Annotated in this window: 4 protein-coding genes; all 4 read right to left on the reverse strand. The window is 67.2% G+C overall.

The window, feature by feature from the left end:
* Window positions 1–48: 48 nt before the first annotated feature.
* Window positions 49–5,874, reverse strand: coding sequence for an AAA domain-containing protein (locus KEG38_RS44245; protein ID WP_272426786.1), 5,826 nt, complete (start codon window positions 5,872–5,874; stop codon window positions 49–51).
* A gap of 16 nt (window positions 5,875–5,890) precedes the next feature.
* The gene (locus KEG38_RS44250; protein ID WP_272426787.1) at window positions 5,891–9,586 is read right to left on the reverse strand and encodes an AAA family ATPase; all 3,696 of its coding nucleotides are present in this window, start codon (window positions 9,584–9,586) and stop codon (window positions 5,891–5,893) included.
* Complete coding sequence (locus KEG38_RS44255) at window positions 9,583–10,713, reverse strand: metallophosphoesterase family protein (RefSeq protein WP_272426788.1); 1,131 nt, start codon at window positions 10,711–10,713, stop codon at window positions 9,583–9,585. Before KEG38_RS44255 ends, KEG38_RS44250 begins: the two co-directional genes overlap by 4 nt.
* Before the next feature lie 362 nt (window positions 10,714–11,075).
* Window positions 11,076–14,162 (reverse strand): Kelch repeat-containing protein, encoded by a 3,087-nt coding sequence (locus KEG38_RS44260; RefSeq protein WP_272426789.1) that lies wholly within the window; start codon window positions 14,160–14,162, stop codon window positions 11,076–11,078.

Below are 14,162 nucleotides of genomic sequence, written 5' to 3' on the forward strand. Positions count from 1 at the left end.
ACCACGTGCAGCGTCGAGGCACTCAAACGAGCCTGCCCTCTTGACCGGTCACATGCTCGCGGATGCTACCGCATCAACCCCCAACGCTTTGGTGATCCGCGCGAGCACCGCTTCCGAATTCCGCGCCCAATCCCTCGCCGTCACGCGTATGACCTTCCAGTCTCGCGCCCGCAATGCAGCCGGACGATGAACGTGCCGCTCGAACGCTTCGCATGTCTCGTCCCCTTCGTCGCACAGGACCGCAACCGCATAACGCGACGATTGGACGCGATCTACCACAGCCAGCGGCACCTTGAACTCGGACGTTCCAACATCGAGCTCGCAGGTCATCCCGCGTTGCTGTAGCGCCATGGCAATCTGCGCCTTGAGCGGGACATAACCCGGCGGCAGGTCCGTGGTCGCCGACGGAGTGCTCGTCGGACGGCTCTCGCGAACGACGCGAAGGACCCGCTCCGCCAGTGCACGCTGCCCGCTCGAAAGGTAGAAAGCGAACTCGAGGAAGAGCTTGAACAGCTTGGGACCTTCGTTCTTGGTGCGGGCAACCGATAGCATCCCTGGCTCGAACGAGGCGACGATGATGCACTCGCGTTTCGCACGTGAGATCGCCACGTTCAGACGACGCTCGCCCCCACGCTGCCCAAGAGGCCCGAAGCGCGCTGGAACGACTCTTTCCGTGCCCTTCTTGGTGACGCGCTCGACGGGCGCATACCCAGGCGAGAAGATGATGATGTCGCGCTCGTCCCCTTGCACGTTCTCGAGGTTCTTGACGAACGGGCGCTCGTCCAGCCGTTCGGCCGAACACGCCTGATCCCAGCGTTCCGCAAACACGCGATCCGACGTGCGGCGCCGATCGATTTCGTCGAGGATCGTCTGCCGTTGCTGGATGTTGAGCGTCACGATGCCGATGGTAGGCACGGGGGTTCGTCCGAGAAGGTCCATCACGACGTCCATGACCACGCGGGCTTCTGGCTCGTTGCGGCTGGCGTCGTACTTGCCATCGGGGACCATCACGGTACGAATGGCCGGTGGCGCCGTGCGGCTCGCAGTCGAGGGGATCGTGAGCAGCGAGCCGTCATACATGGCGTAGTTGGAGAATGCGATCAGCTCCTCGTGGGCGCAGCGGTAGTGCCACGAAAGGCCGCTTCGAGGCACTCGTGATCGGGCGAGCGTGAGCAACGACTCCGCCTCGAAAAGCTCGCGCGCTCCGGTCGCCTCTTCGTCATCCGTGCTCTCCCCCTCGTCCGTCGATTTGGCTGTGAAAAACGACGTCGGCGGCATCTGCTTCTCGTCACCCGCGATCACCGAGCGCTGCGCACGCAGGAGCACCGGGAGCCCGCTCTCCACGGTGCATTGTGAAGCCTCGTCGAAGATCACCAGATCGAAGAGCGGCTGCCGGGGGAAGAGCACCGTCATGGTCTCCGGCGAGAGGAGCCAAACGGGCACGAGATCGAGCAAGCCCTCCGGCGCGAATTTGCGCATGAACGTGCGCATCGGCATGACGTTCCGCTGCTTGCGACACTCCTTGAGCATCGCCTCTTTCATGGCCTGATCCGCCGTGCGACGACGACCTCGCTGCGCCGTACCCGCGCGCAGCAGCGCATGGTTGTCGAGCCGTGCAGCGATACGTTTCCGCTCGAGGTCCGCCGCACGTCCGACCGTCGCAGCCATCCGCTGCTCGGCGGTCTCTTCGTCCCCGAACGGCGTGGGGCCATCGAGCTGCCGGAGCTCCGGCGTCGATCGCTCCAGCGTGTCGAGACGGGCAACGGCCCAGGTCTTGACCAGCGACTCGGTCCAGGCCGAAGCATCCGCAGTCGGGAGATGCTCCGCGAATGCATGAAAGACGGCGGGCGCCTCGGGGCACAATGTACTGAATGCAGCAAGGCGACGATCTGCCTCGGCAACCCGACGAGCGTCGCGCCGGAACATTTCCAGGAAGGCCTCGAGCTCGGCCCGTCCTGGCAGCCGCCCGAGCCAGGGGAAGAACCCCGCAAGCGACTGCGCCGCGGTATGGTGCGCGTCCCGTGCTGCGATCACTTGAAGCCTCGCGTCGAGGGCGCGATCCCATGCCTCGATCTCCTCGACCGAGAAGCGGGCCGGCCACGCGTTCACGGCCTCGAGAAGATGCCTCGTCGCGACGAGGGCAGTCAGACGCCGATACGTCTCCCCCACCTTCCGGAGCAGGCCCCCCACATGGGCCGCGGAGTTGGATGCGAGCGAGCGTAGACTGAAAGCTTCGAGGCATGCCTCGGCTTGCTCCCAAGCGCGCGTCGCACGCGCACGGGACAAGAGCTCCGTGAGAAGCGGCGGGTCGAGCGGCGCGCCTGCTTTCTCCGGGAGGAGCGCCGTCATGGAGCCTCGAACGACGCCCCTCGCGCGCCACCAAGCGGGCGAGAAGTACCGGAAGAATCGATTCCCCCATTGCAGAAGCACCCCCATGGCCGCTTCGACCGTTGGCCCTGGATTGAATGCCACGCGTTGTGCGAAGTGCAGCAGCACTTCCTGTGCCTGCGCCCACGCCTGCTCGGCCTCACCCAGGTTCCGGGCGCGGTCCGGGTAGAGCGTCGCGACCGTGAGGGCATTCGCGAAGAGCATCTGGTCTTCCGGATGGATGCGAAGATCGCGCGTCGCCCGCGCTGCCTCCAGCATGCCCTTCGCGGACTCCAGGCGATCGATGGGCGTCGGTGCCACCGCGGCAAGCCATTGCTGAAGCTCCGCGGCCGTCGTCACGGCCCTGGCAATCGTAGGCTCGAAGGTCTGGAACCAGGACTCCGCCTTGTCGGCGAGGGAAATGCGCCCCGACCGCCACTGCGAACCCTTCCCGAACAGATCGGCATAGCGTCTGAGCGCCGCCATCTCGGTTTGAGCGCGGCGCAGATCGCCGTCACGAAGCCCCATGCAGCCGGATGCAGCTGAAACGGCGGCTGCGGGTAGTCCTGAGCTGAGCGCATGAAGCTGCCCGACATGAATCGAGCATCCTGGAAGTTTTCGCCCGAGCAACTCCGCACGCCGATCGAAGACCTGGGTCAACGCGGCGAGCTCCTGCGTGGTCTGCGCGGCCGACGCCGTATCGAATTCCGCCGATGGTCCGGCCTCGAGACGCGCAGCGATTTTCTGGTAGACGGGCTTCCGATCCTCCTGGACGTCGTGCACGAGAGCAACGGCGTGCTCGAAACCCGTTTGCTGCAGTCGTTGCGCCACGACGTCGAGCGCGGCGCGCTTCTCGCTGACCACCGCGACCCGCTCACCTCGCCCGATGGCATCCGCGACGAGATTGACGATGACCTGGCTCTTGCCCGTCCCCGGAGGCCCGTCGACCACGAGCGCGCGCTTCGTCCGGGCGAAAGCGAGGACCTGCCTCTGGCTCGGATCGGACGCGATCACGGGAACACCGAGGCTCTCATCGCTCGTGGTCTGCGGAGGGCTCGGCGTCAAATTCGACCCGAACCTGTCCCGCATCTCGGCCGGTAGAAGCTCCAGGGCACCGCCAAGCAAGGTACCGATCGGGGTATCGCCGCGTGCCAGGTCTGAAAGGAGACCATCGTAGTCCTGGAGGAGATCCGAATTCGACTGCGGGAACAGGCCAAGGACCGCGATCTCCTCGACTTCGAGGAAGTCTTCGCGTCGTCCCAGCACCTCCTCGCGACGATCTTTGAGTGGGGAAAGCTCGCCCGTCAATTTGTTGGAGCTGATGCCGAGGCGTGCAAGCTCTCCAAGCAGCGCCTCGGGCCCGTGCGCCAGATCTGCAGCCAATTCATCGAGTCGTGCCGCGAGGTCGTCCGGCAGGGGAAGTCCCTTTTTGGTGAACAGCGCTCGAAGCAGCGCGAGGTTTGCCGCGGGCGGCTGGTCCTTGTGCGGCTTCAAGGCGAAGCTGCGTGCGCCGCGATCGTCACGCTCGAGATCGACGGGGTAAAGGACGAGAGGTCCTCGCACGAGGTATCCCCCGGCGAGCCCGATCAGGAACGGATACCCGAGCGCCAGATCGTTTGCCCCGGTTTCCTCGAGACGCGCGTTGTGCTCCCGATCGAGAATCAACAGATCTCGCAGCGCCTGGTTCGCCCCTGCATGCCGTCCGGCCTCCGCGGCCTTCACGAGAACGGCGCGCTCTCCGGACCGTACCTGCGCAAGCACACGCTCCGACAAACCGACCGAGACCTGCTCGAGCGTATCGATGTCGAAAGCGCGTCCGGGGCGGGCCTGGTACAGGCGAACCGACGGGCTACGGCCATCGCCCGAGACGAGCTGCTCGCGCAACTTGCCGATCCCGCGAATCACAACGCTTTCGGGGCTCCCGGGGACGACCGATGACGTCGATGCTGCGGGAGGAGGCGGCGTGGCGCCCCGTGCCTCCAGGTGAAGCACGGTATCGAGCTCGACGGAGGCAATGTCTTCGGCAGACCGCAACCCAGCGCGCGGGATGGCCTCCTGCACGGTGCGCAGAAGCTCCGAACCTTTCCGTTTCGCGCCGAGGAGCCGCAAGAGACGGCGAAGCGTCGCCTCGCCTCCGCCTCGGCGTGCCATGGCTCCCAGGAAAGCGTCGAGCGCGCTCTGCGCCTCCCTCGCGCGTGGAGGGAGCGGAACGTCCAGCACCGGCTGCGGAATCGTATCGGGCGACAAACCAAACCGGCGGACGAGGACGGCTGCGAGGCGCTGGAACAAAGCTCCTGCGCCGATCGCGTCGCCGATGGCCAAAAGCGTACTCACTTCGCGAGGATCCAGGACCCCATCAGCTCCGATCACATGTGCCAGCAGGCCGAAGAGAGAGCGATGGGAGGCCGCTCCGAGAGAGGCCATCAAGCCCGCGAGCTCGCCAAAACGCCGGCGAGCGAACTCGACGTCGAAGTACGCCGCGTAATCCTGAACGAGCGGAGCAAACACCCGCTCGATCGCCTCTGCCTCGGTGTCTGCCATCTCGCCGTCGGCGGCCGCCACGAGGACGCTGCTGGCGAGCGCGCACGCATGAAGCTCGGTAGGCTGGGGTTCCAGCATGTGATAGCTGGTGTCGAATCCCGGCACTGCGAGGACCTTGGCAAGCACGGCATTGATGTCGGCCATGCTGCGCGAACCGGGGCCACGGCCGGTCAGCGAACGATAAAGATCCGATTCGCTGAAGAGCCATGCTGCATAGGCGCGAAGGTTGTGTTCGGGATGCGTGACGCCCAGCGTGCCGGATCCTTCGCGCAGGCACTGCTCGATGAGCTCCTTGCACTGTGTCAGATACGCTTCCGTATCCCACGTGAGTGCATTCCCGGGTAGCCCCGTGGTGCTGATCATTTCGAGCCGAAGGAGCGCATGCAAATCCTGGCACGCGAGCAAGCCAAACCGATCGGCCGTGAGTTCGCCTGCCATGCTCAGTGAGCTCGCGAGCTTCTGGATGGGCTCGGGTACATCCTCCGCGTCGGCAAGCACGCTCGCGATTCGACCCGACTGTCCGAGCGGGGTCCACGGTCCGTGTGCAAGGTAGTGCCCCAGCTCGTGACCGAGCACGGCGCGCATGCTTCCCGGGTCGAGCAAGGTGATCATGCGTCCCTGCACCTCGACGAGGATGGGCTCCTCGATGAGGTGAATCGATGCGTTCTCGATCCCCGCCGACTGGTAAATTTCGATTGGGCGTTGGATGCCAAGAATGCCCAGGCATTCCTTGGCGCTCGCGTGGAGCTCGGGAGCCATCCCCTCGCTGAGGCGCAGCGACTGCCCCATCAACTTGCGACGAACCGCGGCGGGGTCGGGCAGCGCAAGGGAACCTTGGATCGATGCCACGAAGGGCTCACGCTGGAGCTGGGCAGCGAGCTCGCGTTCGAGCGGGAGGCGTATGGCCTCCGCGTCGAGATTGCGGATCGGGGTGGGCTTTTCTTGGTTGGAAGCGACGCCGGTCATGACGATGGTTCCTGGCTCAGATCATTTCTGCGGCGGCATTGCGACGAAGCTCATCGAGATCCACGCGATAATCGGGCTGCAACCGGTCGAACCGTGTCCCGTGGCACGTGAGGAGGATGATCTGCAGTTCCTTGGCCGCATCCCGCAGGATCCGCACCATGGAGAGGAACCGCGCATCGTCCGTCCAGCCCATCGTGTCGTCGAGGATGAGGGGGAGCGGTCTGCGATCCTTGGCGAATACCCTCGCGAGAGCGATTCGCACGATGACCGAGAGCTGCTCTCTCGTTCCGCCCGAGAGCTGCCCGAAATCCTCCTCCATTCCACGGCGAACCACCTTGTCGAGCCGGAGATCCTGCGTCATCCGGATCTCGGTGCCGGGCCTCAGGTTGTTCAGGTAAGGCGCGGCCTCGTTCAGCACAGGCCCGAGGAAAATGCGTTGTGCCTCGGTGTATGCCTCTTCCGTCAAATCCCAGAGAATGCGTGCCGCGCGAGCTTTTTGCTCGATGCTCGCGAGGACCTCGGCTGCTGCAGCCTGCTCTGCCTTCGCCTCGCTGAGATCCTCGAACCGCCCCTCGGAGGCAGCTTTGGTGAGCAACGCCTGCAGGCTGCTCACATCGTCACGCAGCTTGAGCAGATGCTTCTCGTGCGATTCGAGGGCGGACTGCGCACGCGCCACTTCATCACGAAGCAGCTCGGGCGTCGCGGCGGCGAGCTCCGAGGCCGCGCGTTCGGCGCCCGACCTTGCCTCCTCGAACTCGACGCGGGCCTCGTCGAGCTTCGCTTCGAGCACCGAATCGAGCGTCTCTTTGCGAGCTGCGACGAGCTCCTCCACGCGCCTCTCGTACTGGTTCTTCTGCTCCATCCACCCCCCGCGGAACTCCCCTACCTCGTGAGCCCAAGCGCTCTTGTGCTTCTCGAGGAGGATGGCCTTCTCTTTCGACGAAGCCTGCGCGGCCACGAGCGGCAAGAGCTCGGCTTCGAGCTCCTCGATCCGTCGACGCAACACCTCGACGGCAGGCCCCTGCTCGATATCGGTTCGCTCGCTCGTCGCGGCGGCCTCGAGCGCACGCTTTCGCCCGCGCAGCGCGTCCAGGCCATCGGGGGCCACGAGCCTCAGATTCTCGACGAGCTGCTTCCGTCTGCCGACCAGATCTCGCGTCGTCGCCCAGCGTTCTCTCGCCGCGCCCAGATTCGCGATCTGCGCCCGCTGGAACGCCTCTTCGAGCGCGCGCTCGGCCTGCTCGAGCTTCAGCCAGTCGCTCGATTCGCCAGGAATCACCGTCCACTCCGGGCCTACCTCCTCGAGCGTCATCGGTTCGGCCACGAGGAGCTCGCGGCCCGAAAGCGCACCCGACAAACCGCGGAGACGCGCCGACTTGGTTCTGACCGTCGTCTCCCGTGCGGCCAAGGCCTCTTCGAGCTCCACGAGCCTCGTGAGCTTCTCGGCATGAACGGGGTTGGCCCCGAGCTCGACCTCGACCTCGGCCTGCCTGGTCAGAGCCTCCCGCGCGGAAGCAAGCTGCGTCTCCGCCGCCTGCGCTTCGCGCTGCGTGCGCTCCGCCTCGGCTCGAAGCGCATCGATCCCGCGCGGCGCCACCTCGGCGAGGCGCTGCTCGAGCGCGGATTTCTTCCGCGCAACATCCTCGCGCGCCTTCGCCATGGCCTCCGCCTGCTCGAGCGACCCGACGCCATGCACCCGGAGCGCAGAGACGAACGCGCGTTCGGCATTCTCCAGGCGCACGGTGGCCCTGGCAAGCTCCTCACCACGAGGCGTGAGCAGCACGTCCGCCGCATTCCCGATGGAAATGGCCGTGGGGCGCGTGATCTGGCGAGCGAGCGTTTCTCCTTTCGCGAGGGCCACGGGCGGCTCGTCCTCGCCCACGCGAACGGAGATCTCCGAGACGGCGCGCAAAAGGAGCTCCGTACCCATCGCGCCGCGCGACTCCCGGGCCAGCGCCACCTGCTTCTCCGCGTGACGAAGTGCCTGGATCGCCTCGGCATCGACCGAATGCTTCCCGTGCTCCACACGAACGCGGTCGAGCTCCTCTTGCGCTTCGAGGGCCAAGACCAGACGCTCTTCCAGGCGCTTCTGCTCTCCCATCCGCTGGGAGACACGGACCGCCAGCTCGTCGATCCCGGACGGCGCCAGTTGCTTGATTCGACGACGTAGCGTCTCCGCCTCGCGCTCGGCCTCCTCTCGCGCGGCGCGTCGCTCGCGTGCGCGCTGCACATCAGCGACGCCGAGGCTGTAGAGCGCTTCCTTCAACGCGGAGCGAGCCTCCTTCGCCAGAACCACGGCTTGCCCGAGCCCCGCCTGCGCAGGCACGAGCTCGACCTCACCGAGCTCCGAGATCTCGATCGCCTTGCCCATGCCGATCCAGATCCGCCCTTCGGATCGAGCGACGATCCTCGTCCCCTCGACCGACAGCTTCGCGCGCAGCGTATCGACACGCCCCGAGAGCTCCTCGATCTGCGTGTAGACCCGCTCGTCGAAGCTGCCGCTCGTGCGGGTCCGGTCGACCTCCTCGATCTCGAGGGCGATCACCTCCGCTTTCCGCAGGCTCTCCGAAACCCGGAGTGCTTCCGCGCGCTTGTGCTCCCGGTCGAGTTGCTGCCGCGATGCATCGAGGGCCTGACGCTTCTCCGTGACCTGTTCGTCGGCCTGTCGCAGCGCTTCTTGCCCTGCCTGCGCTTCTTGCTCGCGGGTCAGGAGGAGCGCCTCCATCTCGTCGAGGTTCTGGCGAGCGCGCCGGACATCCCCCTCGAGCTGAGCCACCTGCGCCACGAGGGTCGCCCGCGCGGTGACATCTTGCCGACGGGCAGCGGCCCGCGCTTCCACGGCCGTCACCTTGGCGTTCGCTTCACGTAGCCGAGCTTCCTTCTGCTGGACCGCATTCGCCTGCCGCTCGGCGTCCTCCCGTTCCGCCTTCAGGACCGGAAGCTGCCTCTCCGCCTCGGCGAGCCGCGCCTTTTGCGCCTCCTGCCGCGACGCCAGATCCTCGACATCCCGCACGGCGTTCTCGATCTGCCGCACGCGCTCGTCCGCCGCTTGCTTTCGATCGAGAGCCTCCTTGTACTCCCCCGTCGGTTTGTCGGTCTTCGGCGTGTAGAACTTCTTGAGCTCCTCGTGGACCTTGGCCCGTATCCGCTCACCGTGCTTGCCGCCCATCACCTTCCCGACCTGACGGCTCACGGCATCTGCGAGCGCACCGCGCACCTCTTCGTCGAGCGTGCCTCCCGGATCCGCGTACGCGGACTCGTCCTGCGTCACCCAGAGCAGCCCCCAAACGCCCATGTCCTCGCGGGACACCCCATTCCTGCCCTTCGGCGCTCGACCTTCGAGCTTGCCTCGTAGGAAATCGTCGGCCTCCTGCGCTTTGAGGATGGAGCCATCCGCGAGCTGGACCTCGGCCATGGGTTTCTCGATGAACCGCTTGAAGACCTGGAGCCGCTCGCCCTCGTAGTCCATGACGATCTGCACCTCGGGCGCGAGCCTCGTCCCGTGCGGTTGCAGCGCCATCACGGTCTTGTTCTTCGTCGCATGACGTTCGAACAAGCCGACCTTCAGAGCCTCGACGAGCGTCGACTTGCCCGCTTCGTTGCTGCCGCTGACGACGTTGATGCCTGGCGCGAAGGGCCCGAGATGGATCGGGCCACGCAGCGTGCCGACGTTCGTGACACGCAGCTCCACGAGCCGGATCGCGCGACTCACGACGCCTCCTTGTGCAGCCGATAGAGCAACCGCAGCGCCCGTGCCGTGTCCTCGGTTGGTTTGTCGGGCAGACCCGTCTGGAGACGCTCCGCGACGCGTCCGATCCATCCGCTCGTGCGCAGCGCGGCGATGTCCTCGTCGCCGAAGATCGTGTGGAGGTTTTCGTCGCGGACCCGCAGGAAACGGAACCTGTCGCGCGCGCGCGCGAGGACGTCGTTCTCGAGGCGACTGCGGAGCTCCACGCGCGGCGCACCCTTCAAGGTCAGCTCGATGAGCGTCGAGCCCTTGCCCTGGTACGTGTCGAGGAAGCGCTCGAGCCGCTCGAGCTCCTCCTCCGTCTCGACCGTGAACTCGTGCTGCTTCCAGTGGAACGTGCAGACCTGTTCGTGCGCGACCACGGGCCGCTCACCTCTGCCGCCGACCTCGACGAGCAACACGCTCCCGGGGTTCTGCTCTTTGAAGCGCGTCGCCTCGGGTGTCCCCGAGTACCACGTGCGCTCGTCGATCTGCAGGCGCCCGTGCCAGTCTCCGAGTGCGAGGTAGTCGAGCCGCGCACGCTCCGCGAGGTCCTTGGGGATCGCGTTGTGGATCTGCTCCTCGTCGTCGACGAGCGCGGCGAGGAACTCCTTGATGCCCCCATGCGCGACGCCGATGCGGACGTGATCCTGCGGCCCGTAGTCCGCTGTGAGGTGCTCGGTCACGTCGCCGAGCTCGTGGCGCTCGAAGAGCGGGCACGGCAGGAGCACGACGCCCTCGCGGAGGATCATCGGCTCGCGAGAGCCGAGAACGCGGACGTTTGGCGGGCATTCCTTCTTCCAAAGCGTCGTCCGGTAAAGCGCCTCGGGGGTGAGCGGGTCATGGTTGCCGGGAAGCAGGAGCACCTGCGCGGGGATCTCGCGCATCTTGTCGAGCGAGCGCCGGATGGTGTCCGGCTTGAGGCTGTGGTGCTCGAAGACATCCCCCGCGACGACCACGAAGTCGGCCTTGAACTCGCGGGCGATCGTTCCGATCTTCTGCACGGTCTCGAGCCGCGCGTTCCGCACGACCGCACCGGCGTCTCCCGGGATGAAGTGCGCTCGAAGGCCGAGCTGCCAGTCAGCGGTGTGGATGAAGCGTACGGGGCTCATGGTGCTGGGGCGCGAAACCTACCGTCAACTCGGATCCAGGAACGTACAGCAAAACCGTTTGAAAGACAAACCACATCTGAGGGGCGGTTCGTCCTGCAAGTTGCACCAGAGCGAGATGGGTGCGCCAACCCACGCGCGTCAGCCTCCAGGGCCATTGCGACACGGCTGCTCAGGGCATTCATCGACCATTGCCCCGGGAAAGCATTGGAAAGACGCAAGTCCTCCGGCCCTCCTGCCCCTCGAGCCCGAGGATGGTAGGGAAAAACCTCGCTTGCACAAGGGGAGAAGGAGCCTGCGCCGCACGCGTGCGGGGGCGCGTCTCAGAATCTGTCCGGGAACGTCAGGAGAGAATACGCACGCCGTCAGGGCAGAGGGGAAAACAACTCGGCGGACCACTGGACCTGGCCGAATCCGCCGACGACGAGCAGCCGGTTGTCTTCGAGCAAGGTGGTCGTATGCCAGTAGCGCGCCACGACCATGGATGGAAGGACGCTCCACGTATTGCGGGCCGGATCGTAGACCTCGGCGCCGCGCTGGATGCCCGTGTAATCATCGTAGCCGCCGGCCACCAGCACCTTGCCCGAGGGCAAGAGCGTCGCCGTGTGACGACCGCGGGGCTGATTCATGGCCGCGACCGGAGACCAGAGCCCTGTCGCTGGATCGTAAAGCTCGGCCTTCGTCGCGGGAACGCCGTCGACACCCCCGCCGGTCACCAGCACCTTGCCCGAACGGAGCTGCGTGGCCGTGTGGGCCGTGCGAGCCGTGGCCATGGCGCTCACGGTCGTCCACGCGCCCGTGGCCGGATCGTAAAGCTCGGCCGAGGCAAGTCGGGTCGAATTCGCCTCCCCGCCGGCCACCAGCACCATGCCGGAAGGAAGGAGCGTGGCCGTGTGGCGCTGGCGCGCCGTGCCCAAGGAGCCGGCGGCTGTCCACGTGCCCGCGATCGGATTGTAGATCTCGGCCGAGGCCAGCGCCGTACCTCCGTGCTCTTGGGCGGTTCCACCCGTCACCAGCACGCGGCCGTCCTGCAGCAGGGTGGCCGTGTGATAGAAACGTGGCGTGGCCAGATTGCCCGTCACCGACCAGGTGCCCGTGTCGGGATCGTAAAGCACGGCCGACTTGCCCGTGCTGCCAGCGCCGGCGAGCAGCACCTTGCCCGAAGGGAGGAGCACCATCGTGGCCCCGCGATAGCTGCTCGGAGCATTGGCGGTGCTGCTCCAGGTATTCGTGGCCGGGTTGTACAGCTCGGCCGGGGGATTGTAGCCCCCGACGACCAGGACCTGGCCATTCCGCAGCCGAATCGCCGTGTGCAAGAGCCGATCGAACGAGAGGCGCGCGGTCTGGACCCAACCCATGACGTGACCGCGGAGCCGCAGTCCCGGGCCGCTGACACGGCCACGGCCCTCCACGATGAGGTCGTAGGTCTCCTCGAACGGCCCCGGCTCGGCGGGGACGCGGATCTCGAACTGGAGCGTGGCGACCTGCCCGGGGCCGACGGTCGACTCGACAGGGCCGCACGGACGCGAGGCGCTGAGCCAGCTCGGCGCGGCGAGGCGGCCCGGGTGATCCGGAGGATTTGCCGTGGCGAGGCGGAGCGCGCCCGGCTCCGCTTGCTGCCAGCCCTCGAGGCCGATGTTGTGGACGTGAAAGCGCACGACCGCTGCCTGGCCAGGGAGCAGGAGGTCGAGGTCCACCGGCTCGGCGCTGCTCACGCCGCTCGCGCCGCTCGTCATGCGAAGGGCGACGACATCATGAGCGAGCGGCAGCAACGGCGCCTGCCAGGGCTCTGCAGAATCAAACACGAGGCCGCTGGAGGCCATGCCCCGACCGGCGCGCTTGCGCACGGCGGACCACAGGTGCGTCGACCCGTCGATCCAGCGCGCGTACTGCCAGGTTCGGGTCAGGCGCACGCCCTCGGCGGGGACCTCCTCCTCGGGCACGAGGAGCTCACGTCCCGGATCGAGCAAGCGGCCGCGCGGGAGGATGGGCTCGGGCGGCCCGTCCTCGGTGGCGCGCTCCAGCGCCGCGACACGCAGGACGTTCGTGCCCGGCGCGGCCTCCTCGGGGACGAGCGGGATCCAATGCTCCGGCACCTCGGAGGCCAGCCGGTAGACGAGCGGCGCGATCTGCACGGGCGAGCCCGCGTGGGACGCCGCGTCCCCCTGCAGCCGGCGCTGCTCGTGCCATGCCTCGACGCGGTTGACGCGCGTGCCCGCGGCGCCCTCGACGGTGCGCTCGATGGCCCACGCCACGTTGGCGTCCTCGTCCCGCAAGAGCACGACGTCCTCCAGCGGCTCGCTCTCCAGGCTGGTCGTCAGGGCCGGCGGAAGGAACAGGCGGTTCAAGCGCTCGCCCGCCGCGGCCGCGCCCAGGCCGACGGCCGTGAGCTCGTACATCGCCCAGTCCGGCGCGGTCCCTCGTTCGATGAGCCAGGTGTCACCGAACGTGTCACCGACCACCAGCGAGCGGACATGGGTGAGCGTACCTACGTTTAGCTCCAGCGGGATGACATACCAGTCGTTGCCGTAGATCGTGGCGAAATCCAGCACGAGCATGCGCGCGAGGTCCGAGGGGGCCGCGTCGATGCTGCCCAGGTCCACGCGGCTGTCCTCCAGCTCCCAGAACCGAGCCGCGGGCATGCCCGCGTAACTCGCGCGGACAGGCAGGGTGGTGGCGACCACGCTGGTCGGGGTCCCGGTGACAGGCAGCGCCGCTTCGGTGTCGTGGATGAACGAATGCCAGTCGAGCGCGCCGCCCTGGTGGTTCGCCGCCTTGAGCACCACCGTCGCGCCCGCGGACTGGGCCGCGACCTCGAAGTGGTACTCGAACTGCTCGCGATGCAGCGCCGTCTCGCCGGCGGGCGCGACCCGCACCAGGTCGTCGAACCAGGCCAGATAGCGGTTGGCAGCGGCCTGGACGCGCGCCACATCCTCCGGCGCGATCTCGATCCCCGCCGGGAGGCCGCTCCGCAGCGCGGCCGCGAGCGAAAGGCCATCCGGGGCGCGGCGGCGCATGACGGCGAGGTAACGAAGGCTCGCGGCGTCGATCTCCCCGGCGGGCATCGCCAGGGGAAACGCTTGCCGGAACGGATCGCGGTAGGCGCCGGCCCCCTCGAGGTCGAGCTGGCGCAGGAAATGGAGCCCGGCCTCGGCGGCGGTCCGACGGTCCACGGCGCCCACCGCGTCGTGCTCGATCTCCACCTCGAGTGGCATCGCGGCGCTGTACGATCGAGCTTTCCCGCGCGGCGCGCGCACCGCGCCGAGCGGCGCCGCCTCCGCGCGCAGGCGCGCCCAGACCGGCGAACCGGCATCCTCTCCCTGAAACTCGCCCACCTGCCACTGCCGACCGAGCAGCCACAGGGGGTCGTGGACGCGGGCCTCGAGGCCAGGGCGCATGTCGCCGCTGCGAGCGCGCGGCTCCAGACGGGTCCAGGTGGTGATCGAAGGCAT

It is taken from the genome of Polyangium jinanense, from assembly GCF_028435265.1.
Taxonomy (GTDB): Bacteria; Myxococcota_A; Polyangia; order Polyangiales; family Polyangiaceae; genus Polyangium; species Polyangium jinanense.